General features: G+C 69.9%; 24 protein-coding genes and 1 tRNA gene. 11 read left to right on the forward strand and 14 right to left on the reverse strand.

Going from position 1 to position 22,063, the window contains the following annotated elements; all coding sequences use genetic code 11:
• Positions 1–54 precede the first annotated feature (54 nt).
• On the forward strand, positions 55–1,041 hold the full coding sequence (locus tag OXS27_RS19545; RefSeq protein ID WP_267358315.1) for an MDR family oxidoreductase: 987 nt from the start codon (positions 55–57) through the stop codon (positions 1,039–1,041).
• Positions 1,042–1,141: 100 nt separating this feature from the next.
• Positions 1,142–1,615 (forward strand): transcription elongation factor GreA, encoded by a 474-nt coding sequence (gene greA, locus OXS27_RS19550; RefSeq protein WP_243923899.1) that lies wholly within the window; start codon positions 1,142–1,144, stop codon positions 1,613–1,615.
• A gap of 6 nt (positions 1,616–1,621) precedes the next feature.
• Here greA and OXS27_RS19555 read toward each other — a convergent pair whose 3' ends face one another.
• On the reverse strand, positions 1,622–2,521 hold the full coding sequence (locus OXS27_RS19555) for a LysR family transcriptional regulator (RefSeq protein ID WP_267358316.1): 900 nt from the start codon (positions 2,519–2,521) through the stop codon (positions 1,622–1,624).
• Positions 2,522–2,658: 137 nt separating this feature from the next.
• Here OXS27_RS19555 and wrbA point away from each other — a divergent pair, with 137 nt between their 5' ends.
• Positions 2,659–3,255, forward strand: a complete 597-nt coding sequence (wrbA, locus tag OXS27_RS19560) for an NAD(P)H:quinone oxidoreductase (RefSeq protein ID WP_267358317.1) — start codon at positions 2,659–2,661, stop codon at positions 3,253–3,255.
• Positions 3,256–3,397: 142 nt separating this feature from the next.
• Here wrbA and OXS27_RS19565 read toward each other — a convergent pair whose 3' ends face one another.
• A complete protein-coding gene (locus OXS27_RS19565; protein ID WP_267358318.1) occupies positions 3,398–4,396 on the reverse strand; it encodes an L-threonylcarbamoyladenylate synthase in 999 nt (332 codons plus the stop codon).
• A gap of 128 nt (positions 4,397–4,524) precedes the next feature.
• Here OXS27_RS19565 and OXS27_RS19570 point away from each other — a divergent pair, with 128 nt between their 5' ends.
• From OXS27_RS19570 to OXS27_RS19590, 5 genes are all read left to right on the forward strand, one after another.
• Positions 4,525–6,264, forward strand: coding sequence for an acyl-CoA dehydrogenase (locus tag OXS27_RS19570; protein ID WP_267358319.1), 1,740 nt, complete (start codon positions 4,525–4,527; stop codon positions 6,262–6,264).
• Between the two features lie 10 nt (positions 6,265–6,274).
• Complete coding sequence (locus OXS27_RS19575) at positions 6,275–7,042, forward strand: enoyl-CoA hydratase-related protein (RefSeq protein ID WP_243923889.1); 768 nt, start codon at positions 6,275–6,277, stop codon at positions 7,040–7,042.
• The gene (locus OXS27_RS19580) at positions 7,039–7,881 is read left to right on the forward strand and encodes an SDR family NAD(P)-dependent oxidoreductase (RefSeq protein ID WP_267358320.1); all 843 of its coding nucleotides are present in this window, start codon (positions 7,039–7,041) and stop codon (positions 7,879–7,881) included. The genes OXS27_RS19575 and OXS27_RS19580 overlap by 4 nt, the downstream gene beginning before the upstream one ends.
• A gap of 243 nt (positions 7,882–8,124) precedes the next feature.
• Positions 8,125–9,813 carry a B12-binding domain-containing radical SAM protein gene (locus tag OXS27_RS19585; RefSeq protein ID WP_267358321.1) on the forward strand — a complete coding sequence of 563 codons (1,689 nt, stop codon included), beginning with the start codon at positions 8,125–8,127 and terminating at the stop codon, positions 9,811–9,813.
• Positions 9,814–9,955: 142 nt separating this feature from the next.
• Positions 9,956–10,276 carry a multidrug efflux SMR transporter gene (locus OXS27_RS19590; protein ID WP_243923883.1) on the forward strand — a complete coding sequence of 107 codons (321 nt, stop codon included), beginning with the start codon at positions 9,956–9,958 and terminating at the stop codon, positions 10,274–10,276.
• A gap of 126 nt (positions 10,277–10,402) precedes the next feature.
• Here the strand turns inward: OXS27_RS19590 and OXS27_RS19595 are convergent, their stop codons facing one another.
• From OXS27_RS19595 to OXS27_RS19615, 5 genes are all read right to left on the reverse strand, one after another.
• The gene (locus OXS27_RS19595) at positions 10,403–12,088 is read right to left on the reverse strand and encodes a methyl-accepting chemotaxis protein (protein WP_267358322.1); all 1,686 of its coding nucleotides are present in this window, start codon (positions 12,086–12,088) and stop codon (positions 10,403–10,405) included.
• Between the two features lie 95 nt (positions 12,089–12,183).
• Entirely contained in the window at positions 12,184–13,188 is a 1,005-nt protein-coding gene (locus OXS27_RS19600) for a magnesium transporter CorA family protein (RefSeq protein ID WP_243924817.1), read from the reverse strand.
• Between the two features lie 268 nt (positions 13,189–13,456).
• Positions 13,457–13,729, reverse strand: coding sequence for a hypothetical protein (locus OXS27_RS19605; protein WP_267358323.1), 273 nt, complete (start codon positions 13,727–13,729; stop codon positions 13,457–13,459).
• Positions 13,730–13,782: 53 nt separating this feature from the next.
• A complete protein-coding gene (locus OXS27_RS19610) occupies positions 13,783–15,030 on the reverse strand; it encodes an RNA methyltransferase (protein ID WP_267358324.1) in 1,248 nt (415 codons plus the stop codon).
• Entirely contained in the window at positions 15,027–15,791 is a 765-nt protein-coding gene (locus OXS27_RS19615; protein ID WP_267358325.1) for a TlyA family RNA methyltransferase, read from the reverse strand. The genes OXS27_RS19610 and OXS27_RS19615 overlap by 4 nt, the downstream gene beginning before the upstream one ends.
• Before the next feature lie 108 nt (positions 15,792–15,899).
• Between OXS27_RS19615 and OXS27_RS19620 the strand changes: the two genes are divergently transcribed.
• The gene (locus OXS27_RS19620) at positions 15,900–16,439 is read left to right on the forward strand and encodes a superoxide dismutase family protein (protein WP_243924813.1); all 540 of its coding nucleotides are present in this window, start codon (positions 15,900–15,902) and stop codon (positions 16,437–16,439) included.
• Between the two features lie 67 nt (positions 16,440–16,506).
• Here the strand turns inward: OXS27_RS19620 and OXS27_RS19625 are convergent, their stop codons facing one another.
• The 6 genes from OXS27_RS19625 to OXS27_RS19650 all read right to left on the reverse strand — a co-directional run bounded on the left by OXS27_RS19625 (position 16,507) and on the right by OXS27_RS19650 (position 20,315).
• Positions 16,507–16,959, reverse strand: coding sequence for an acyl-CoA thioesterase (locus OXS27_RS19625; RefSeq protein WP_243924812.1), 453 nt, complete (start codon positions 16,957–16,959; stop codon positions 16,507–16,509).
• A 26-nt stretch (positions 16,960–16,985) separates the two neighbouring features.
• Positions 16,986–17,123 carry a hypothetical protein gene (locus tag OXS27_RS19630; protein ID WP_243924811.1) on the reverse strand — a complete coding sequence of 46 codons (138 nt, stop codon included), beginning with the start codon at positions 17,121–17,123 and terminating at the stop codon, positions 16,986–16,988.
• 146 nt (positions 17,124–17,269) lie between these two features.
• Positions 17,270–17,536: a hypothetical protein gene (locus tag OXS27_RS19635; protein ID WP_243924822.1), complete on the reverse strand. Its 267-nt coding sequence runs from the start codon at positions 17,534–17,536 to the stop codon at positions 17,270–17,272.
• Positions 17,537–17,713: 177 nt separating this feature from the next.
• A complete protein-coding gene (locus OXS27_RS19640; RefSeq protein ID WP_267358326.1) occupies positions 17,714–17,899 on the reverse strand; it encodes a DUF1508 domain-containing protein in 186 nt (61 codons plus the stop codon).
• A gap of 135 nt (positions 17,900–18,034) precedes the next feature.
• Positions 18,035–18,508: an SRPBCC family protein gene (locus OXS27_RS19645; RefSeq protein WP_243924809.1), complete on the reverse strand. Its 474-nt coding sequence runs from the start codon at positions 18,506–18,508 to the stop codon at positions 18,035–18,037.
• A gap of 277 nt (positions 18,509–18,785) precedes the next feature.
• Positions 18,786–20,315, reverse strand: a complete 1,530-nt coding sequence (locus OXS27_RS19650) for a DEAD/DEAH box helicase (protein ID WP_267358327.1) — start codon at positions 20,313–20,315, stop codon at positions 18,786–18,788.
• Positions 20,316–20,782: 467 nt separating this feature from the next.
• Here OXS27_RS19650 and OXS27_RS19655 point away from each other — a divergent pair, with 467 nt between their 5' ends.
• Together OXS27_RS19655 and OXS27_RS19660 are read left to right on the forward strand one after the other, a co-directional pair.
• Entirely contained in the window at positions 20,783–21,349 is a 567-nt protein-coding gene (locus tag OXS27_RS19655) for a helix-hairpin-helix domain-containing protein (protein ID WP_267358328.1), read from the forward strand.
• A gap of 98 nt (positions 21,350–21,447) precedes the next feature.
• Complete coding sequence (locus tag OXS27_RS19660; RefSeq protein ID WP_267358329.1) at positions 21,448–21,720, forward strand: hypothetical protein; 273 nt, start codon at positions 21,448–21,450, stop codon at positions 21,718–21,720.
• A 255-nt stretch (positions 21,721–21,975) separates the two neighbouring features.
• Here OXS27_RS19660 and OXS27_RS19665 read toward each other — a convergent pair.
• Positions 21,976–22,060, reverse strand: a tRNA-Leu gene (locus OXS27_RS19665).
• Positions 22,061–22,063: the final 3 nt, after the last annotated feature.

Here is a 22,063-nt window from a genome sequence, read left to right on the forward strand (position 1 = left end):
GCCTTGATTCCGGGCGTCCCGGCGACACCTCACCGCCAACGACGGGAGGTGACGATGGGGACGTTCAAGGCTTGGGTGGTCGACAAGGGCGAGGCCGGACAGAGCCTCGCGTTCCGGGATTTCGACGAAGCCGACCTGATGGACGGTGACGTCACCGTCCGGGTGACGCACTCGACCCTGAACTACAAGGACGGCCTCGCGCTCACCGGCACCTCGCCGGTGGTGCGCCGCTTCCCGATGATCCCCGGCATCGACTTCTCCGGGATCGTCGAGCGCTCGGATCATCCCGAGTACAAGCCGGGCGATCCGGTGGTGCTCACCGGCTGGGGCGTCGGCGAGACGCATCTCGGCGCCTATGCGCAGCGCGCCCGGGTGAAGGGTGACTGGCTTGTTCCGCTGCCCCAGGGGCTGAGCCCCGAGCAGGCCATGGCGATCGGCACCGCCGGCTACACCGCGATGCTGTGCCGCATGGCGCTCGACGCCCACGGGGTGACGCCCGCCCACGGCCCGGTGATCGTCACCGGCGCCTCGGGTGGCGTCGGCTCGGTGGCGGTGGCTTTGCTCGCGCGGGCGGGCTGGCACGTGATCGCCTCCACAGGGCGCGACGGCGAAACCGATTACCTGAAGGGCCTCGGCGCGGCCGAGATCCTCGACCGGGCGGAGCTGTCGAAGCCCGGCAAGCCGCTCGGCAAGGAGCGTTGGGCGGCCGGGATCGATGCGGTCGGTTCGACCACGCTCGCCAACGTGTTGGCGCAGACCAAGTCCGACGGTGCCGTCGCGGCGTGTGGTCTGGCGCAGGGCATGGACCTGCCGACCTCGGTGGCGCCGTTCATCCTGCGCGGCGTCTCGCTGCTGGGCATCAACAGTGTCACGACTCCACAGCCGAAGCGCCGCGAGGCCTGGGCGCGGCTCGCCCGCGACCTCGATCTAGCCAAGCTCGCCACCATGACCAGCACGGTCCGCCTGGAGGAGGTCGGTCGGCTCGGCGAGGAGATTTTAGCCGGCAAGGTTCGGGGGCGGATTATGGTGGAGGTGGGCTAGAGCCGCGCCCGCTTGCGCCGAACCGGTGTTCGATGCGGCGGGCAGCGCTTTGCGTCCGGAGTGGTGGAACCGGAGCCGTACCAGCCCTGTTTCATTCTTTATGAGCGTTGCATTCATCAAAGAGCCCGAGGGCGGGGAAGCGTTCGAGAATCTGCCGGATCGGCCGATCTCGCCGCACACCAACTTCGTCACCCCGGAGGGCCTGGCCCAGATCGAGGCCGAAGTCGCGCGCCTCGAAAAGGAGGTCGCCTCCCTGGATCCCAACGATAAGGCTGAGGATTCCAGGATCGGGCGTGACCTGCGCTATTGGGCGGCCCGCAAGAACACCGCCCAGCTCGTGGAGCCGAAGGCCGGCGACACGGTGCAGTTCGGCTCGACCGTCACGGTGCTGCGCGAGGACGAGTCCGGCAAGGAGACCCGCCAGACCTTCCGGATCGTCGGTGAGGACGAGGCTGATCCGCACAAGGGTTCGATCTCCTACGTGGCGCCGCTGGCCCGCGCGATCACCAGCAAGACGGTGGGCGACGTGGTCGAGGTGAACGGCCACGATGTCGAGGTGCTCGAGATCCGCTGAACCCGGTTACGGCTGCTCCTGCGAGCCTTCGCACGGCAAACCCTCGAAGCGCGCCCGCAGGGGCAGGATCGCTTCTGCGATGTGCTCCATGAAGACCCGGACTCTGGCCGCGTGGCGCAGGTCCGGATGGGTGAGCACCCAGAGATCGACCCCCAGTTCCGGATGCGGCCCCGACAGGCGCCGCAGCGCAGGGTTGGCATCGGCCGAGAAGCACGGCAGGGGACCGATTCCAAGCCCCGCCGTGACGGCGGCCTCGAGCCCCGTCACCGTGTTGATCCGCAGCCTGACACGATCCGCTGGCGCTTGGGCGCCGACAAACCGCGCGAACGTGCCGCCGGCCACGGTCGGATCCGGACTGACCCAGGCCTCATCCGTGAGATCGCGATATTCCCGGTCGGCCCGGCCGTAGATGGCCCACGCCACCGCGGCGACGCGGCGTCCGACCAGGGTCTCGCTCGGATCGCGGCTCGCCCGGATCGCCACATCGGCATCCCGGCGTGACAGGTTGAGCGCCGCCTCGGCCAGGATCAGCTCGATCCGGATCTCGGGATAGCGCGTGGCGAAGTCCGCCAGGATCGGCATGAGCAGTTCCACGGCAAGGCTCGTCGGCGCCGTCACGCGGAGCTCACCGGCGGGGGTCTCGCTTCGGCCGGCCGCCCTGCGCTCGAACCGGGTCACGTCGGCCTCGATCCGGCTCGCGGCTTCGACCATGGCTTGGCCGCAGGGGGTCGGGACGTAGCCGGTCCGCAGGCGCTCGAACAGCCGCGCCCCGAGCTTCGTCTCCAGCGCGGTGAGTCGCCGGAAGGCGGTCGAGTGGTTGATTCCGAGCTGCGCTGCCGCCGCCGTCAGGCCGCCCTGCGCGGCGACGGCCTTCACGAAACGGAATTCGTCCCACTCCAGCGGCATGCCGGCTCCTTGCATCTGCGCAAGACAGGTTTTGCGCAGCAGGGCATTTTTGCAAGGCGCGAAACGCGCGATGGAGGCGGCATCGCGCCGTCCGTCGATTCGGGCGGCCGTGCGAAACGCGATTCGGAGATCCCGACATGGCCAAGGTGCTGGTGCTGTACTACTCGACCTACGGACACGTGGAGCAGATGGCCTACGCCGTCGCCGAGGGCGCCCGGGAGGCCGGGGCCGACGTGGTGGTGAAGCGCGTTCCGGAACTGGTGCCGGAGGAGGTCGCCCGGCAGAGCCACTTCAAGCTCGATCAGGCGGCCCCCGTCGCCACCATCGATGAGCTGTCCGACTACGACGCGATCATCTTCGGCACGCCGACCCGCTACGGCAACATGGCCTCGCAGATGAAGCAGTTCATCGACCAGACCGGTGGGCTCTGGATGAAGGGTGCGCTGGTCGGCAAGGTCGGCTCGGTCTTCACCTCGACAGCGTCTCAGCATGGCGGCCAGGAGACGACCCTGACGAGCTTCCACACGGTGCTGTTCCACCACGGCATGGTGGTGGTCGGATTGCCCTACAGCTTCCAGGGGCAGGGCGGGGTCGAGGCGGTGAAGGGCGGCACGCCCTACGGCGCCAGCACGATCGCGGATGGCGACGGCTCGCGTCAGCCGAGCGGCGTGGAGCTGGAGGGCGCCCGCTTCCAGGGCCGCCACGTCGCCGGGATCGCCGCCAAGCTGGCCTGAGGATTCTGGCCAAGAAAAAAGGCTCGGATTGCTCCGAGCCTGAAAGGAAAAAGGCCATTGGGGGCTGAGAAGGCCTTCGTGATCAATAAACGGGCGAAGTAGGGGTCTGTTCCGCGGCTGGCAAAAAAAATCGCATGCTGCCTCAACGGGGTGCGGCGGCCCGGGCCAGCCGGTCGCGGATCGCCTCGCCCAGACCCTCGGACGGGATCGGCGCCACCGCGATGGTCGCCGCCCCCGACGCGTCGAGCTCCCGCAGGGCGCCGAACAGGCGGGCGGCGGCTTCTTCGGCATCGCCCGCCGGGCTGAGGTTGAGCGCGGCGCAGGCCAGTTCATAGCCATCGGGGTGGTGCGCGCCGAACAGCAGCACCGCCTCCCCCGGCGCGATGCGTGTCGCGTCGAGGCGGACCCGCGCCCGGGGGGCGTAGTGCGAGGCCAGCATGCCGGGTCCCGCCGGCCGGTCGGCATCGGCTGCCTCAGGGCTCGCCGGATCGTGGCCCAGAACCGCGCGGAGCGCCGCCCGGGTAATCCCGCCGGGCCGCAGCAGACGCGGCGGTCCGCCGAGACAGGCCACCACGGTCGATTCGACCCCCACCGGGGTGTCGCCGCCATCGAGTACGGCGGCGATCCGGCCCGCGAGATCGTCGAGGACGTGGGAGGCCCGCGTCGGGCTGACCCGGCCCGAGCGGTTGGCCGAAGGCGCGGCCACCGGCCGGTCCACCGCGGACAGGAGTGCCCGCGCCAGCGGATGCGCGGGCACCCGCAGGGCGACGCTCGGCAGACCGGCGCGGGCGAGGTCGCAGACGCGCGTCCCCGGATGGGCCGGCACCACCAGGGTCAGGGGCCCCGGCCAGAAGGCGTCCGTCAAACGGCGCGCCGGACCATCGAGCACGCCCTCCGCCACGGCCGAGTCGGTATCCGGCAGATGCGCGATCAGCGGGTTGAAGCGCGGCCGCTCCTTGGCGGCGAAGATCCGCGCCACGGCGGCGGGATCGGTCGCGTCCGCCCCGAGCCCGTAGACCGTCTCGGTCGGGAAGGCCACGAGGGCGCCGGCCCGCAAAAGCGCGGCGGCCTCGGCGAGGCCGGCCGCGTCAGGATCGAGCCGCGTGGTCGCGGCCGGGACCGTTGACCCGGGATCGTTCATGGGGGAAGCCGTCTCAGAGACACGGGCGGTGCGCACGCCTATCCTCGGGCCGCCGTAGCCCCGGGATGCGGGCGCGGTCAAACCCGCGCCGCATCAAACGTGCGGGCCGCCGCCGAGGGAGGATCGTCATGAGTTACCGCGCCCCGGTCCCCGAGATGCTGTTCACGCTCCGGCACGTGGCGGGGCTCGACGCGGTCGATCCCGAGGATGCCGAGGCGATCCTCTCCGAGGCCGGGCGCATCGCCGCCGGCGTGCTCGCGCCGTTGAACCGGGTCGGCGACCGGCACGGCACCCCGTTTGCGGACGGGCGGGTCACCACCCCGCCGGGCTGGCGGGAGGCCTACCGCACCTTCACGGAGGGTGGCTGGAACGGTCTCTCGGCCGAGGCCGACCATGGCGGCCAGGGCCTGCCGAAGCTGATCGAGGCCGCCTGCACCGAGATGTGGAACGGCGCCAACCTCGCCTTCGGCCTCTGCCCGCTCCTGACGCAGGGCGGCATCGAGGCGCTGGCCGCCCACGGCTCCGAAGACCTGAAGGCGCGCTACCTCGCGAAGCTGGTCTCGGGCGAATGGCCCGCCACCATGAACCTGACCGAGCCACAGGCGGGCTCCGACCTCGCGCTGCTGCGGAGCCGGGCGGTGCCGGCCGGCGACGGCACCTACCGGATCACGGGATCCAAGATCTACATCACCTACGGCGAGCACGATCTCGCCGACAACATCGTCCACCTCGTCCTGGCCCGGCTGCCCGATGCGCTGGCCGGTACGCGGGGCATCTCGCTGTTCCTCGTCCCGAAAGTGCTGCCGGACGGGACCCGCAACGACCTGCGCTGCTCCGGCATCGAGCACAAGCTCGGCATCCACGCCTCGCCGACCTGCTCCATGGCGTTCGGCGACCAGGGCGGCGCCACCGGCTGGCTGATCGGCCAGGAGAACAAGGGGCTGGCCTGCATGTTCACGATGATGAACGCGGCCCGCCTCAATGTCGGCCTCCAGGGAGTCGGCGTCGCCGAGGCCGCGACCCAGCGGGCGCTCGCCTACGCGCAGGAGCGCCGCCAGGGCCGGGCCATCGGCGCCGCCGAGGCGACCAGCCCGATCGCCGCCCATCCCGACGTGCAGCGCATGCTGCTCACCATGAAGGCCTACACGGCCGCCGCCCGGGGGATCTGCTACCTCACCGCCGCCGCGCTCGACGCCGCGCAGGGGCCGGAGGGGCAACCCGCCCTGGATCGCGCCTCGCTGCTGACCCCGGTGGCCAAGGCCTTCGCCACCGATCTCGCCAACGAGGTGACCTCGCTCGGCGTGCAGGTCCATGGCGGCATGGGCTTCGTGGAGGAGACCGGGGCGGCGCAGCTGATGCGCGATGCGCGCATCCTCGGCATCTACGAGGGCACCAACGGCATCCAGGCGATCGACCTCACCGCCCGCAAGCTGCCCCTGAACGGCGGCGCGACGGTGCGGTCGCAGATCGCCTGGATGCGCCGGGCGGCCGAGGGCCTGCTCAAGGCGGGCGACCCGGCCTTCGGCCACATGGCGGCGCGGCTGCGGGACGGGATCGGCAGCCTCGACCGGGCGACCAGCCACCAGCTCGCCGCTTTGGCGTCCAACCGTCCGGAGGCGGCGCTCGCGGGCGCGACCCCGTACCTGCGCCTGTTCGGCCTTGTGCTCGGCGGCGCCTGCCTCGCCCGAAGCGCGCTGGCGGCGGGCGCTGCCCTGAAGGCTGGCGAGACCGACCCGGCTCATGGGGGGCGCGTCGCGCTCGCGCGCTTCTACGCCGAGAACCTTCTGGTGGCCGCGTCCGGGCTGGAGCAGAGCGTGGTCGAGGGCGGCGCCTTTACGGACGCGGCCGGGCTGGCGCTGGCGGTTTAGGGAGCGGATCATGGCTGAGACCGTCGCAATCACCGATCTCCCGGGCGGCGTCCGCCTGATCACCCTGAACCGCCCGGAGAAGAAGAACGCGCTCACGGGTGCGATGTACGACGCGATGCGCGCGGCGCTGGCCGCGGCCGATGCGTCGGATGCGATTGGCGCCGTGGTCTTTGCTGGGCAGCCCGGCATGTTCAGCGCCGGCAACGATCTCGCCGACTTCATGGGCCATGCCGAGGACGGGTTCAGCAACTCGCCGGCTCTGGCCTTCATTCGCCAGCTCGCCCGCACGCGCACCCCGATGGTGGCGGCGGTGGACGGGATCGCGGTGGGGATCGGCGCGACGCTCTGTCTGCATTGCGACCTTGTCTATGCCAGTCCCGCGGCGCGGCTGCGCATGCCCTTCGTGGAGCTCGGCCTCGTGCCGGAGGCGGCATCGAGCTACCTGCTGCCTCTGCGGGTCGGCCGGCTCCGGGCCACCGAATTGCTGCTCCTGTCCCGGCCGCTGGAGGCCGACGAGGCGCAGGCCCTCGGCCTCGTCAACGCGGTGCTGCCGGCCGACATGCTGTTGGAGCAGGCGGTCGCCCAGGCGACCAAGCTGGCCGCCCTGCCGCGTGGGGCGCTCGCCGCTTCCCGGGCGCTGATCCGGGGCGATCAGGCCCAGATCGAAGCGGCCGTGGAGGCGGAGGCCAGGGCGTTCGATGCGCAGTTGCGCTCGCCCGAATCCCAGGAGCGTCTCGCCGCCTTCCTGTCGCGGTCGAAGCCCGCGACCTCGGCGTGAGCACGCCCGATCTGTCTCAAAAGATCTGTCTGGTTGCAGGTGCGTCGCGGGGCGTCGGCCGGGGGCTCGCCCGGGCGCTCGGCGAGGCGGGGGCAACCGTGATCGTCACGGCCCGTTCCAGCGAAACCGGCGCGCGCACCGAGATGCGGTCGGAATCGATCGAGGATACCGCCCGCATGGTCGATGAGGCCGGTGGGCGCGGCCATCACTACCTGTGCGACCATCGCTCCGAGCGCGCCACCGATGCGATGATGCACTGGGCGCTCCGCCGCTTCGGGCGGATCGACGTGGCGGCCTGCAGCGTCTGGGGCGGCAACGAGGGTTACGACGGGGAGCGCTATCCGGACGGCGCAGGCTGGGGCACGCCGTTCTGGCGCCGCTCCGCCGAGCCCTATCTCGGCTTCCTCGAAGCCGGTCCTTTGCCGGCTCTCCTTCTCGCCCGAGCCGTGGCCCCCGCCATGGTGGCGGCGCGCTCCGGCCTGATCGCGTTGGTCTCCTTCGGGACCGAGGATTACCTCGGCGATATCTTCTATGATTCGGCCAAAGCCGCCACCAACCGGCTGGCCCTGGCCTTCGCGCGGGAGCTGGCGCCGCATGGCGTCACGGCGCTCGGCCTCTCGCCGGGCTTCGTCGCCACCGAGCGGGCGCGCGACCTCGGGCAGGACGCCCACGCCACGGAAGGTCCGCTCTATGCCGGCCGGGCGCTTGCCGCACTCGCCGCCGACCCCGACATCGCGCAGCGAGCGGGCGCGGTGCTGCATGCGGGCGACCTCGCCCGGATCTACGGCTTCACCGACGCGGACGGCACGCAGCCGGAGCGCTTCCGGATCGAACCCTGATCAGTTGTGCACCGGGTGTGTAGCCGAAAGGGCACGCGCCCGAACACGATGATGGAATCCACCGCCTCGGCGCACCGCGGTGGAGCATTCGCTGCTCGTAGAGGCGCGTCCTTTGCAACTCGGCGATCCGGATTGTTGCGGCAGCGAAAAACGGCCTCAATTCGCCCGCAAGTGAGGATGGCGCCTGTGCCTGCCCCGATTCCTCCCGGGGCCCGGCCGCGCGCATGAACGAGGGAAACCGGCATGTCGGAAGCGAACACAGCCCCGCGCGTGCTGATGGTGTTCCCGAAGTTCTACGAAAACTCCATGTGGAATTTCAAGGAGGCGATGGAGATCCAGGGCGCCCGCGCTCCGGCGCCGCCGCTCGGCCTGATCACGCTGGCCGCGATGCTGCCGCCGGCCTGGCAGGTGACGTTGGTCAATCGCAACTGCGAAGACCTGACGGACGACCAGATCCGCGCGGCCGACCTCGTGATGACCGGCGGCATGCTGCCCCAGGAGCCGGACTGCCTCGTCGTCATCGACAAGTGCGTGGCTTTGGGTACCCCGGTCTGCGTCGGCGGCCCCGCGCCGACCTCGACCCCGGAGGTCTACGACAAGGCGGATTTCCTCGTGCTGGGCGAGGCCGAGGGCATCCTCGACAAGTTCGTGGCCGCCTGGGAGTCGGGTGAGCGCCGTGGCCGGCTCACGGCGGAGAAGTTCAAGGCCGACGTCACCAAGAGCCCGATCCCGCGCTTCGACCTGCTGACCTTCAGCCATTATCTCTACATCGGCGTCCAGTTCTCGCGAGGTTGCCCGTTCACCTGCGAGTTCTGCGACATCATCGAGCTGTACGGCCGCGCCCCGCGCACCAAGACCACGCCGCAGATGCTGGCCGAACTCGACCGGCTCTACAGCCTCGGCCACCGGGGCCATGTCGACTTCGTCGACGACAACCTGATCGGCAACAAGAAGGCGATCAAGCTGTTCCTGCCGCACCTGATCCAGTGGCAGGCGGATCACGGCTACCCGTTCAAGTTCTCCACCGAGGCCTCGCTCAACCTCGCGGATGACGACGAACTGCTCGGGATGATGCGGGACGCGAACTTCTTCGCCCTGTTCACCGGGATCGAGACTCCCGACGAGGCGACCCTGATCCAGACCCAGAAGAAGCAGAACACCAAGCGCTCGATCGCCGACAGCGTCCACAAGCTGTACGAGAACGGGATGTTCGTCACCGCCGGCTTCATCGTCGGCTTCGACACCGAGCAGGACAGCATCTCCAAGGCGATGTCGCTCTGCATCAGCCAGACCGGCATCCCGATCGCCATGGTGGGCCTGCTCTACGCGCTGCCGAACACGCAGCTCTCGCGGCGCCTGCGCAAGGAGGGCCGGCTCTACGAGAATTTCGCCCACACCACCGCCGACCAGGGCGATCAGTGCACGCAGGGACTCAACTTCGTCACCCTGCGCCCGCAGCGCGACGTGCTGGCCGATTACCGGGACGTCCTGCAGGAGGTCTACGACCCGAAGAACTTCTTCGACCGGGTGCGCGTCGTGGCGCGGCAGGTCAAGCGGCCGAAATTCGCGGCCCAGAAACTCAACTGGCGCCACGTCGTCCACGATCTCTACTCGCTGCTGCGGGTGTGCTGGCGGATGACCGTGCGCCGGCCGGAACTCGCCAAGCATTTCTGGAGCGTGTTCCTGGACACGGCTCGCCATAACCCGGCCGCCCTGGAGGCGGTGGTCACCAACATGGTGATCTACCTGCACGTCTATCCGTTCTCGCGCTACGTCATCCGCGAGATCAACGGCCGGATCACCGAGCTCGACGCCGGCCGCTGGGTGCAGCCGCCGGTGCTGGCTCCGGAAGCCGAAAGCTGCGGTAAGGCCGCACCGGTGGGCAAGGTGGTGGTCAAGGCCGAGGTGAAGCACCTCGCCGCGGTGGCGTGACGGGGATCGGCTCGGGTTGGATCCCGCGCCGCCCTTGCGGCCGATCCGCGTGAACCTTAGCTGACGTCGCGCGAGGCCACGTCCTCCCCTCGTTCAGCGGGGCACAAGCCCGGGACGGCCCGGCCCTTTCAGGAGGGCCGCCATGGCCTGGATCTATCTCGTCACTGCGGGCATCCTCGAAGTCGTCTGGGCCTTCGCGATGAAGCAATCGGACGGCTTCACGCGCCTCGGGCCGACTGCGATCACGGCCGTCGCGATGGCCGCGAGCGTCGGCTTCCTGGCGCTCGCCATGCGCACGCTACCGCTTGGAACCGCCTACACGATCTGGACCGGCATCGGCGCCGTCGGCGCGTTCCTCGTCGGCATCGCCGTACTTGGCGAGGAGGCGGGCGCTGTACGGATGCTGGCGGCCGGCCTGATCGGTTCCGGGCTCGTGCTGATGAAGCTGTCGAGCCCGGGCTAGCGCGGTCTCCGCCGAAGCGGCCACCGGTTCGGCGTCAGAGAGCGCGTCGAAACGAAGGCCCTAGCCCCTCATCCCGAAAGGGAGCCCCCGGCTTTCGGGATGATGCACAATGCCGAGCGGGAAGCCTCAGGCGGCCCGCACGGTCGTCAGGAAGGTGTCGATCTCCCGGCGCAGCTCGGTGGATTGCTCGGACAGGCTTGCCGCCGAGGTGAGCATGCGGGTGGCGGCCGTGCCGGTCTCGTCGGCGGCCTGTGCCACCGCGTCGATCGTGCCGGTGACCGCGCCCGTGCCAAGGGCCGCCTCCGCGACGTTGCGGGCGATCTCCCGGGTCGCCGCCCCCTGCTCCTCCACGGCGGCCGCGATCGAGGTCGCCACGCCGTCGATCTCGCGGATCCGCGCCGCGATGCCGTCGATCGCGTTGACGGTCTGACCGGTCGCGCCCTGAATGCGGCCGACCTGCCCGGCGATCTCTCCCGTGGCCTTGGCGGTCTGCTCGGCGAGTTGCTTCACCTCGGCGGCCACCACCGCGAAACCCTTGCCGGCCGCCCCGGCCCGGGCCGCCTCGATCGTGGCATTCAACGCCAGCAGATTGGTCTGCCCGGCGATGTCGGTGATGAGCCGCACCACGTCGCCGATCCGACCCGCCGCCGCACTCAACTCCTGCACGAGGTTGGCCGTCTGACCGGCCTGGACCACCGCGCCCCGGGCGAGGTCGGCGGAGCCGTCCACCTGGCGGCTGATCTCCTGGACCGAGGCGCCGAGCTCCTCGGCGGCCGCCGCCACGGTGCCGACATGCTGGGCCGCCTCCTGCGCGGCGCCCGCCACCGTCGCTGACCGCTCGGCCGTGTGCGTGGCCGTGCGCGACATCGTCTCGGCATCGGCGCGCAGACCGCGTGCGGCATCCGAGACCCGCGCGAGCACGCCGCCGACCGCGGCCTCGAAGGTGTCCGCCATGGCGTGGACGGCGTGGCGGCGCTGGGTCTCGGCATCCTGGCGGGCGAGGGCGGTGTCACGCTCCAGTGCCCGGCTGCGGATGAGGTTGTCCTTGAACACCTGGACGGCGGCCGCCATCGCGCCGATCTCGTCGCGGCGGCCCGTATCGGAAACCGCCACGGTCTCGTCACCCTCGGCCAGCCGACCCATCGCACCGGTCATGCGCGCGATCGGCCGGGCGATTCCGAAGATCGCGAACAGCAATGCGGCGGCGGCGACCGCGAGGCCGACCACGGTGGCCACCACGGCGACGAGCTTGGCGCGGGTCGCTTCCCGGGCGGTCTCGGCGACGTTGACCTCCGTCTGCGCGCGGGCGGAGGCGATCGCTTCCGTGAGGCTCGCCACGGCCTCGTCGTTGCGCGCCCTGGTGGCGGGATCCAGCACGAGCGCGAGGGCTCCGGGCTGGTCGCCCGCGATCATCAGCTCGACCACTTGCAGCTGGACGTTCTGGTAGGCGTTCCAGGCCGTGGTGAAGCGCTCGTAGATCGCCCGGTCGCGCGGTGCCGTCAGGCGGTCCTGGAAGGCTTGGCGCAGGCCCGAGAGCGACCCGAGCGTATCGGTGAGGGCGGTCTGGTTCTTGTCCAGGGCTGTCGCGTCGGGGGACGCCACCGCGAGCCTGTAGAGACTCAGCCGCGCGTCCCGGACGGCCGTCCCGATCGCCTCGGCCTGGTTCTGGGTCGGCAGCGCCTGCTGTGAGACCGCCGTCGCGTTCTGTTCGATCTCGGACAGGAACACGACACTGGCGACGCCCTGGCCGGCCGCGGCGAGCGCCAGCAGGGCGATCGCGCCGGAGAGAACCGTCTTGAGGGAGATACGCATGGAAATTTCCGTCTTCGCGGCGGTGCCGCGCCTTCATGTTGCGTATTCTCCGATAAAAATCTTAATCCTTTTCCGTTTTGAGACCGGAATTATCTCTACAGCCACTTCTTCCAGCGGAAGAAAAAGTACGGAAATACCGCGGCCACGACCATCATGATCAGGGCCATCGGGTATCCGAACGACAAATCCAGTTCCGGAATGGACTTGAAATTCATGCCGTAGATCGACGCGATCAGCGTCGGCGGCATGAAGACGACCGCCATGACCGAGAACAGCTTGATGATGTTGTTCTGCTCAAGGTTGACGAGACCAAGGGTCGCGTCGAGCAAAAACTGAATTTTGTTGTTCAGGAAGGTCGCGTGCTCCTCCAGGGATTGAAGATCCCGCAGGGTCGAGCGGACATCCTCGCGCAGGTCGCGCGGGGCTTTGTTGGTTCGGTACGTCGCCGAGAGCGCGAGCAGGATGCGCTCCATCGAGACGAGGCTCTCGCGTTGCTTCGAGATCAGGTCGCCGTGCCGGCCCAGCGCGCGCAACGTGTCCTGAAGGGCGGTGTTGCGGGCGGAAGGATCGTCCTGCACCTCGAAGATCTTGCCCGAGAGGCGGTCGATCCGCTCGCCCTGCAGCTGGAGCACGTCGGCGGCCCGGTCGATCACCGCCTCGATCAGGCCCGCCAGGATGGTCTCGCCGGAAGGCGCGGAGGCGCTGCCGTTGCCCATCGTGCGGCCAGCGCGCTGCGTGTACATCCGGAACGCCTGCGGCTCCTCGTGGCGCACCGTCACGAGGCGGTTGCCCCGCAGGATGAAGGTGATGCCGGCGAGCCCCGGTTCCTCGGAATCGCTCACCTTCGAGAGCACCCGCCCGGTCATGTAGCGGGCGCCCTCCTCGACATAGAGCAGCTCGGACGGCTCGATGTCCTTCATCTCCTCGCGGGTCGGCACCTCGATGCCCGCGAAGGCCTCGACCTTCATCTCCTCCTCGCGGCTCGGCCGGATCAGATCGAGCCAGACGGTATCCTCGGGAATCGGATCCTGGAGGTCGATGATGCGGCGTTCAAGCAGCGCGGATCCGGCGCCGACGGCGGGCTGGTGGATGAAGATCACGAACAGGTCTCGGGTGCAGGACGATCACGGGACAGCGCTGGGTTTTATCCGCATCCGGCACGGCGACTCCCGGCGCAAGCTGCGCTGGGGGTGTGACGGTGTTTTCTGACGCTTCCGTGACATCGCGGTCAGGCTTGCCGCGCACCGGTCGGTCTCCGGTGCAGAGCCCCCGTCAGCCGTCCGCGGGGTGCACCTGGCGAACGGACGTGCGCCGGTGGTCAGGCACCGCGTCATCCGCCGCCGAATCTAACCGACCCTGGCGACCGGCCTAATTGCAGCCGTCGCAGATGCTGTCGTCGATCTTGTCGGTCAGGGCCCGCTCGCGCTGCTGCTCCTGGCGCGATGGAACCTCGCCGGGGCCCATGGAGGTGCCCGGCGGCTTGGTGACGCCGTAACGATTGGTGTTCGGCGCCGTGATCGTCGAGGCGGGGCCACCGCCTGTGCCGGTCTCGTCGGGGGCGACGGTCTGTGCGGCCAGCGAGCCCGGCAGGGCGAGGCTCAGGGCGGCGAGCGCCAGCGGGCGCAGGGATCCTCTGGGCATGGAAAATCTCCAATCGCCGAGAGAACGTGAGAATCCCCTGCAGGTTGCGTCGCTCATCGCCGTTGCGCCGTGCGTCGGAACACGCCGACCATCTCGACATGCCCCGCATGGCGGAACTGGTCGACCGGCGTGACCGATTCCAGCTGGTAACCGCCGGCCACCAGCGTGGCGGCGTCGCGGGCGAAAGTGCCGGCGTCGCAGGCGATGCCGATCACCAGGGGCACTTTCGCGGCGGCGAGCTGGCGGGCCTGGGCCTCCGCGCCGGCCCGGGGCGGATCGAACACCACGGCGTCGAAGGCGCCGAGTTCGAGGGGCAGCAGCGGGCGGCGGAACAGGTCGCGCCGCTCGGTGGTGATCTGGCGCAGGCCCGTCGCGGCCCGGAAGGCTCGGTCGAGACCGGCCAGCGCCGCCGCGTCGGATTCCACGGCATGGACCGCAGCGCGCCCGGCCATCGCCAGGCTGAGCGGCCCGCAGCCGGAGAACAGATCTGCGACCTTGCGGATACGGGACCCAAGGGCCGCAAGGGTCAGCTCGACGAGGACAGCCTGTCCCGCGGCGGTCGCCTGAAGGAACCCGCCGGGCGAGGGATAGAGGCGCGTGCCGCCGTCGGTCACCGAGACCGGTTCGGCCTCCATCAGACGTTCGCCGTGGAGCGACAGCCGGGCGAGGCCGAGTTCGCCCGCGACCCGCACCAGGGCGGCCCCGACGCCGGCGCTCACCGGTCCGTGGCCACGCAGGTCGACGTCGAGACCCTGGTCGGTGGCGGTGACGGCCACGTCGAGCGGCTTGCGGCCATGGCCGAGGGGAGCGGCGAGGCGGCGCGCCACGTCGGGCGCCGGGTGCAGCGCCGGCACCGTAATCGGGCAATGGTCGATCGGCACCAGTTCGTGGCTGCGCGCCGCCATCAGGCCCGCCTCGGCGCGACCCTCGACCGCCCGGACATGAAGCGTGAGCCTCCGCCGTCCGGTGCCGTGAGCGTCGATGGCGGGCTCGGGCGCAACGCCGAGACCGGCCTGCGAAAGGGCCTGGGCGACGAGGCCCCGCTTCCACGCGAGTTCGGCCGGCCGCGCGAGGTGCTGGGTGCGGCAACCGCCGCAGCGCATCACGTAGGGGCAGAAGGGCTCGACGCGGTCGGCCGAGGGCTGCTCGACGCCGAGCAGTTCGGCGCGGCGCCCCTCGCGCTGGATCGCGACGCGCTCGCCGGGCAGCGCATAGGAGACGAGGGTCCCGTCCTCCGCGATGCCGTCGCCGCGGGCGCCGAGATCGCGGATCGTGATGGTCTCGCTTATCGTTTCACTCACGCCAACCTCGCGCCGATCAGGAACTCGGCATTGCCGTCGCCGCCGGTCACCGGCGAGGCGATCAGGCCCAGGATCGCGGCGCCGAGCCGCTCCAATTCGCCGCGCACGGCCGCGCAGACCTCCGCGTGGATAGCGGGATCGCGCACCAGGCCGCCCCGGCCGATCCGGTCGCGGCCGGCCTCGAATTGCGGCTTGATCAGCGCGACGAGTCCCGAGCCCGGCGCCAGGAGGGCTGGTAGCACCGGTAGCACGAGGCGCAGGCCGATGAAGCTGACATCGACGCTCGCAAGGTCCGGTCGCGGCGCCAGCGCGGCGGGATCCAGGCTGCGGATATCGGCGCCCTCGCGGTTCACCACCCGGGGATCGGCCAGGAGTCGCGGATGGAGCTGTCCCCGGCCGACATCGACCGCATGGACGTAGCGCGCGCCCCGGGTGAGCAGCACATCGGTAAAGCCGCCGGTCGAAGCGCCGACATCGAGGGCGACGCGCCCCGCCGGATCGAGGCCGAACGCGTCCAGGGCCGCGGCCAGCTTGAGGCCCCCGCGCGAGGCGTAAGGGTGCTCGGGGCTAGACTCGATCCGGGCCCCGGGTTCGATCGCCTCCGAGGCACGCGCGAGCGGCCGGCCGTCGACGCGCACCAGCCCGGCGCGGATCGCGGCCTGCGCCCGGGCCCGGCTCTCGAAGTGGCCGTGCTCCACCAGGAACAGGTCGGCACGGCGCGCCGCCGTAGTGCGCTCCGGTATGGTCCGGTCTGAGGTCATCAAGGCTTCGTGCGGTCCCGGCAGATCTGCGGCATAGGTGCCCCGCTCGGCCCTGTCGCTGGCGAGCGCGCTCCCTAACTAGACCGGGCCTGACAGGAGAGCCACCGCATGATTCGTACCCTGCCGCTGCTCGCAGCGCTCGCGACCGTCGCCGCGGGCGCAGCCCACGCCCAGGAGCCGCCGAAGGAGGCCGCCAAGGCCGCCGAGACCTTCTCGGCGCCGATCAAGAACGCCAAGGGCGACACGATCGGTTCTCTGGCGATCCGCGACGGTGCCAATGCCCTGGTGCTGCGCGTCGCCCTTCAGGCCGGCGCCCTGTCGCCCGGCTGGCACGGCCTGCACTTCCACGCGGTCGGCGATTGCTCCGATCCGAAGTTCATGAACTCCAAGGCGCATGTGAACCACGACCAGAGCAAGCACGGCCTGCTGAACCCGGACGGGCCGGACGAGGGCGACCTGCCGAACCTCTACGTGGCGCAGGACGGCTCGGCCAACGCCGAGGTCTGGAGCGAGACGCCGCTCAACGGCGAGGGCGGCCTGAAGGACGGAGACGGCTCGGCGCTGATCATCCACGCCAACGAGGACGACCACACCACCCAGCCGATCGGCGGCGCCGGCGACCGGGTCGCCTGCGCGGTGATCAAGTAGCCGTCTACATCCTGAGCGGGTCGCAGGTTTTCATCGCAAAGCCGGCGGCCACTTTTGCGAAACCCGCTCAGGTAGCTGCGTGGGGCGAGGGGACTTCCGGCGGGATCGGCCGGGGTCGGCCCGCCTCGTCGACAGCCACGAAGGTGAGGGTGGCCTGCGTCACCCGCTCGCGGACCTGGGTGCAGAAGCGCCGCGCCCAGGCCTCGACCTCGATCTTCATCGAGGTCCGGCCGACATGGGAAACCCGGGTGTAGACGCACAGCACGTCGCCGACCCGGACCGGCCGGATGAAGGTCATGGCATCGAGCGCCACGGTCACGACCCGGCCCTGCGCCCGGTCGACCCCCGCGATACCGCCGGCCTGATCCATCTGCGACAGGACCCAGCCGCCGAAGATGTCGCCGTTGGCGTTGGTGTCGGCCGGCATGGCGATGGTGCGGACTGTCAGGTCGCCCTTCGGCAGATCGATCTCCGGAGGCGGCGCCACGCTCGCTGCCGATGAGATCCCGACGTGCTCCATGCCGACCACCCGTCCGTCGCGCGCCGTCAGGAGAGAAGGCCGGCGAGCTTGAGCCCCGCCGCCAGCAGGATGGCGGCCGCGCTCAGGATGCATTCGAGTGGGATCGATTGCCAGAGGTCCGGTGACGCCGCGGCAGGCTCGGCGCTTTGTGCAACATCGTTCATCGGGCATCCTCCCGGGCCGGCCGATCTGTCGTCGGCGGTCCCGTCTTCGGCATCATACCGCATGGTAACTTCATGCGCAGCCCGACTCACGGCATGAAAAACCCGGCGGCTCGGGGAGCCGCCGGGTCGGTCAGGCTGGAATCAGCTTAGTAGTAGAACCGGCGGCGGTAGTAGGGGCGGCGATAGAAGGGCCGCGGGCCGTAGAACCGGCGACGGTAGTAGGGGCGGCGGTAGAAGGGCCGCGGACCGTAGAAGCGACGACGATAGTAGTACTGGGCCTTCTCGGCCACCGCCGGCGCGGCATTGGCCGGCAGGGCGAGCCCCGGGCCGATCGGCGCGGCGGACGCGCCCTCCGGCGCTGCGGCCGCGAAGCCCAGCACCAGCAGGGCCGCGAGCAGGAATTTCCTCAGCACGGTCTCGACTCCCTTTGTGTGATTGCGTCTCCGACGACGAACCGCACGGGAAGCGAGAACCCACCGCCCGGTCCGAAACGCTGCAACGCGTGGGCGAGGTGAAGCGTTGCAGCGTAACCACTGCTGAGTTTTCGACAGGGTTGATCCCGGGTTGAGAAAGGCCTGGGACGCGTGGCGTCAGGCGATCTTCGTGGTCATGTCCTCGATGCGTGCCTCGGCGCTTTGCCGCACGAGAGCGATGCCGTGCTCGCAATCCTCGCGACGGACGTAGCCCTCACCGGACTCAGCGATCACCTCGCCGTTGCGCGCCCGCAGGCGCCAGCGCCACTCGTTCTTTGCATCCCGATAGAGTTCGAACCGCATGGTGCAGGCTCCCTGACAATCCGCCCGCTGAAATGGGTTGCCGCGTCAGGAAGGGAAGGCGCCCACCCGAGGGCGGGCGCCGGACGTTACACGCGGGAGAACGGTGCCGTTCTCCCGCATTGGCTTGGAGCCTGCTTACTTCGCCTTGGTGGCGATGCCCTTCAGGCCGGCCTCGTAGACGCCGGCGATGGCCTCCTTGGCCTTGTCGTCCGGAGCGCCCTTGGCCTTGAACGTGCCCGTCCACGTCACCTTGGAGCCGCTGCCTGCCTTCGCCACCATGATGGTCGAGTGGTAGTCGGTCACGGGCAGCGGGCCTTCCAGGATCGTGTAGGTGTAGTCCATCTTCTTGTCGCTGCGGGACTCTTCCTCCTCGACGATCGTCCCGCCGCCCTTCAGACTGAGCGTCCGGACATCCTTGCCGCCCTTCTTGGACAGGGCGCATTTCTCGATCACCGGATGCCAATCGCCGATCCCGCAGAAGCCGCCGATCGTCTTCCACACCGCCTCGGGCGCAGCGGCGACATCGACCGACTTCGTGACTTCCAGGGCAAGAGCCGGCGACAGCGACGCCACGACGAGGGCGGCGGCCGGGACAAGAATCCTTAGCATGAGGCGTTTTCTCCGATGATTGGATTGCTGGCTCTAGGGCCGGCTCGCTCAGTTAGCGCGCGTTCGTGCGGCTACGAGATCGACGTCTGACGGCTCACGAAGGTGTGAGCACGCGAAAAACCGCCCGGGACGGATCTGTCCCGGGCGGTTGTGTTGTCTCACCGCGTGCCATGCCCGATTGCGTTGCGATCAGGCATGGCTCCAACGCTCTGGTGTAGAGCGCTCTCCGCTGAGCCGATATCCAGTTCGGCGGAAAGCGTTCGAAGTCGTGGCCTGTTTAGGAGCGGGGCGCCCGCTCCAGCCAGCCGATGTTGCGGCCCTCGCTACCACCGCCGCCACCGCTACGCGGGCGGGCATCGGCCCGCTGGGGCCGGCTATCGCGGCTCGGGCGACCCTGGCTCGGGCGCTGCTCGCCCTGCGGCCGGGCCTCGCGGCCCTGCGGAGCCTGGCCACGGCCCTCCTGCGGCCGGCCCTCTTGAGGCCGTCCCTGCCGGGGGGCGGCACCCTGACCGCCGAAGCCGCGTCCGCCCTCGGGGCGCCCCTGCTGGGGACGACCCTGCTGCTGCCGGGGCCGCTGCTGGCCCGGGCGGCCACCACCCGGACGCTGCTGCTGCCGCTCGGGCCGGCGCTCTTCCTCGCGGGCGATCTCGGCCGCTTCCTGGCGGGACGGCGGAGTGAAGCCCTCGGGGAAGCCCGCCACCGGCACCTTCTGGCGCGTGATGCGCTCGATGTCGCGCAGGTAGGCCTTCTCCTCGTCGTTGCAGAACGAGATGGCGAGCCCGTCCGCGCCAGCGCGGGCGGTCCGCCCGATCCGGTGAACGTAGCTCTCCGGCACGTTCGGCAGATCGAAGTTGATGACGTGGCTCACGCCCTCGACATCGATACCGCGGGCCGCGATGTCGGTGGCCACCAGCACCCGGCAATCGCCGTCGCGGAAGGCCTGGAGCGCCCGCTCGCGCTGGGGCTGGCTCTTGTTGCCGTGGATCGCCGCTGCCGCGATGCCGACCTTGTCGAGGCCGCGCACGACGCGGTCCGCCCCGTGCTTGGTGCGGGTGAAAACGAGGACGCGCTCGATCGCCGGATCGCGCAGGATGTGGCCCAGCAGCGCCTGCTTGGCGCCGGTGTGGACGAAGATCACCTGCTGATCGACCCGTTCGGCCGTGGTGGCGACCGGCGTCACCGCGACCTGGACCGGATCGGTAAGGTACTGGCTCGCCAGCCCCGCGATGTTCTTCGGCATGGTGGCCGAGAAGAACAGGCTCTGGCGCTTCTGCGGCAGCATCTTCACGATGCGCTTGAGGGCGTGGATGAAGCCGAGATCGAGCATCTGGTCGGCCTCGTCGAGGACGAGGATCTCGACACCCTCCAGCGTCAGCGAGCGGCGCTCGATCAGGTCGATCAGGCGGCCCGGCGTGGCGACGAGGATGTCGACGCCCGGCGCCAGCGCGCGCTCCTGGCGGCTGATGGTGACGCCGCCGAACACCACCGTGTTGGTGAACGACAGGTGCCGGCCGTAATCGGAGAACGATTCGGCGATCTGGTTGGCGAGCTCGCGGGTCGGCGAGAGCACCAGCACCCGGCAGCCGCGGCGCGGGGCCCGGCGATCCGATAGGGCGAGGCGGTGCAGGATCGGCAGCGCGAAGGCCGCGGTCTTGCCGGTGCCGGTCTGGGCGATGCCGCAGAGGTCGCGGCCCGTCATGGCCGGCGGGATCGCCTGGGCCTGGATCGGGGTCGGCGCGACGTAGCCGGCTTCGCTGAGCGCCCGCAGCACGGGCTGGGCGAGGCCAAAATCGGTGAATTGGGTCAAGGATGTATCCGATGCAGCAGGTCCGGCCGGGCGCCGCGCGTTTCGCGCGAGAAATGCCGTGTTGAGGCCGGTCCGTTGGCAGGGGGCAGCCCGCGTGATGGGGCGGCCCGGGTGCATGCACGTTATGAAGAGGGGGGCCGGATCACGCCGCGATGGCGCAGGATCCGTCACGCAACCCCCTCAAGCGGGCCATGGCGGCCGCTGACGCTGCAACGCCGATATGCAGGTGTGCGGCTGCGAAGTCAACGTCGCGCGGCCTGAGCCGCCGCATGGCACCGCCCCCTCCTGTGCAAGGCTCGACAGGCCGCCGTCTTGCGCAATCCGGCCCCGGGGACAGCGTTGGCTCGCCGGAGGACGGTTCAAAGCGGCTCCATCGAACCTTGAATTGCCCCGCGCGATCCGTGAGGAAGCGCGGATGGTATCGCGGGCCCGGGGATAAGCATTGGGCCGGCCGAAGAGGGGGACGAATGATCCGATCTGTTCTGTCCGTGAGCGCCGGTCTGGCGGTGATCGCAATCGTCTTGGCAGCCCTGTGGATCGGGTATGGCCCACGCCCTCAAGGCGGGCCGGACAAGCGGACCTCCACGGTGATTCCCCTGTCGCAACAGCAGCGAACCACCCTGGACGCCAAGGGGCAGTCCATCCGGACCATCGTGCCGGGATCGTCGGCCGGTCCCGGGATGGCGGCGACGGCGCCCCCGGCATCATCCCCGTCCGCTGCTGCTCCGGCGAACCCGTCGCCCGGTCCCTCGGCCGATCTCGGCTCTCCCCCGCGGCAATCCGACGGTGCGTCCACAACAGGTTTGCGAACGGAGCCGGCCCCGGGAGAGGCTCAGGCCCCCTCCGTCTCGCCGGGTGGGAGCGTCGATCTCAACACGGCGTCGGTGGAGCAATTGAATGCGCTCGGGGCCGGTATGATCGGCCGGAGGATCATCGAGTTCCGTCCCTACGCCTCCCCCGATGAGCTCCTGACGCGCCGGGTCCTGAAACGCGCCGATTACGACACGATCAAAAACGCGATCACCGCCCGATAGCCCCCGAACGGACTGACGAAGTGAACAGGCGTCCGTTGCGGACGTTGGTGCACGGATCACGCACAAGACGTGATCGTGGAACGCTCGAGGAGTCTGCCATGCGAAAGACCGCACTGATCGCGGCTGTTGGCCTGTTGTCGATGGGGACCGCCAGTTTCGCCGCCGAAAATGCCGGTGGTGCTGGCACGCCCGGAACAACGCCCCGCATGCAGGGCTCGCCCAATGCCGCGGGCTTCGGCAAGGCGGAGACCATAGGGACAGCCGGCGCCACCACGCCGGACACCACCGCCACCCAGGACGGCAAGATGAAGGGCCCGCCGAACGCGTCGGGGTTCCAGCACGGCACGACCGGCCAGCCATCGGGCCGCTGAGCGTCTGCGGGCGGGGGTCGATTGTCGGCTGCCGCCTCGCAGCGCCGCACTTTCCCACGGCATGACGGCGTGGGTGGGCGTCGAACGTCGGGATCGGACTGAGTATCACCTGCGGACCGCCGACCCGTCCCGGTAGCCAGGGCCAGTCTGGTCGACTGCAAATCTGTTGGTGATCGTGCGGGACCGCTCCTGGGGCTCTGGTCGCCCCGGTCACGTCGTTCTGCACCAATCCTGTCTCTTCAAGAGAGAGAAGATTGGTGCGGCCAAGAGGACTCGAACCTCCACCCCTCGCGGGACTAGCACCTCAAGCTAGCGCGTCTACCAATTCCGCCATGGCCGCATC

The sequence above is a fragment of the Methylobacterium sp. GC_Met_3 genome, assembly GCF_026540775.1.
In the GTDB taxonomy this organism is placed as follows: Bacteria; Pseudomonadota; Alphaproteobacteria; order Rhizobiales; family Beijerinckiaceae; genus Methylobacterium.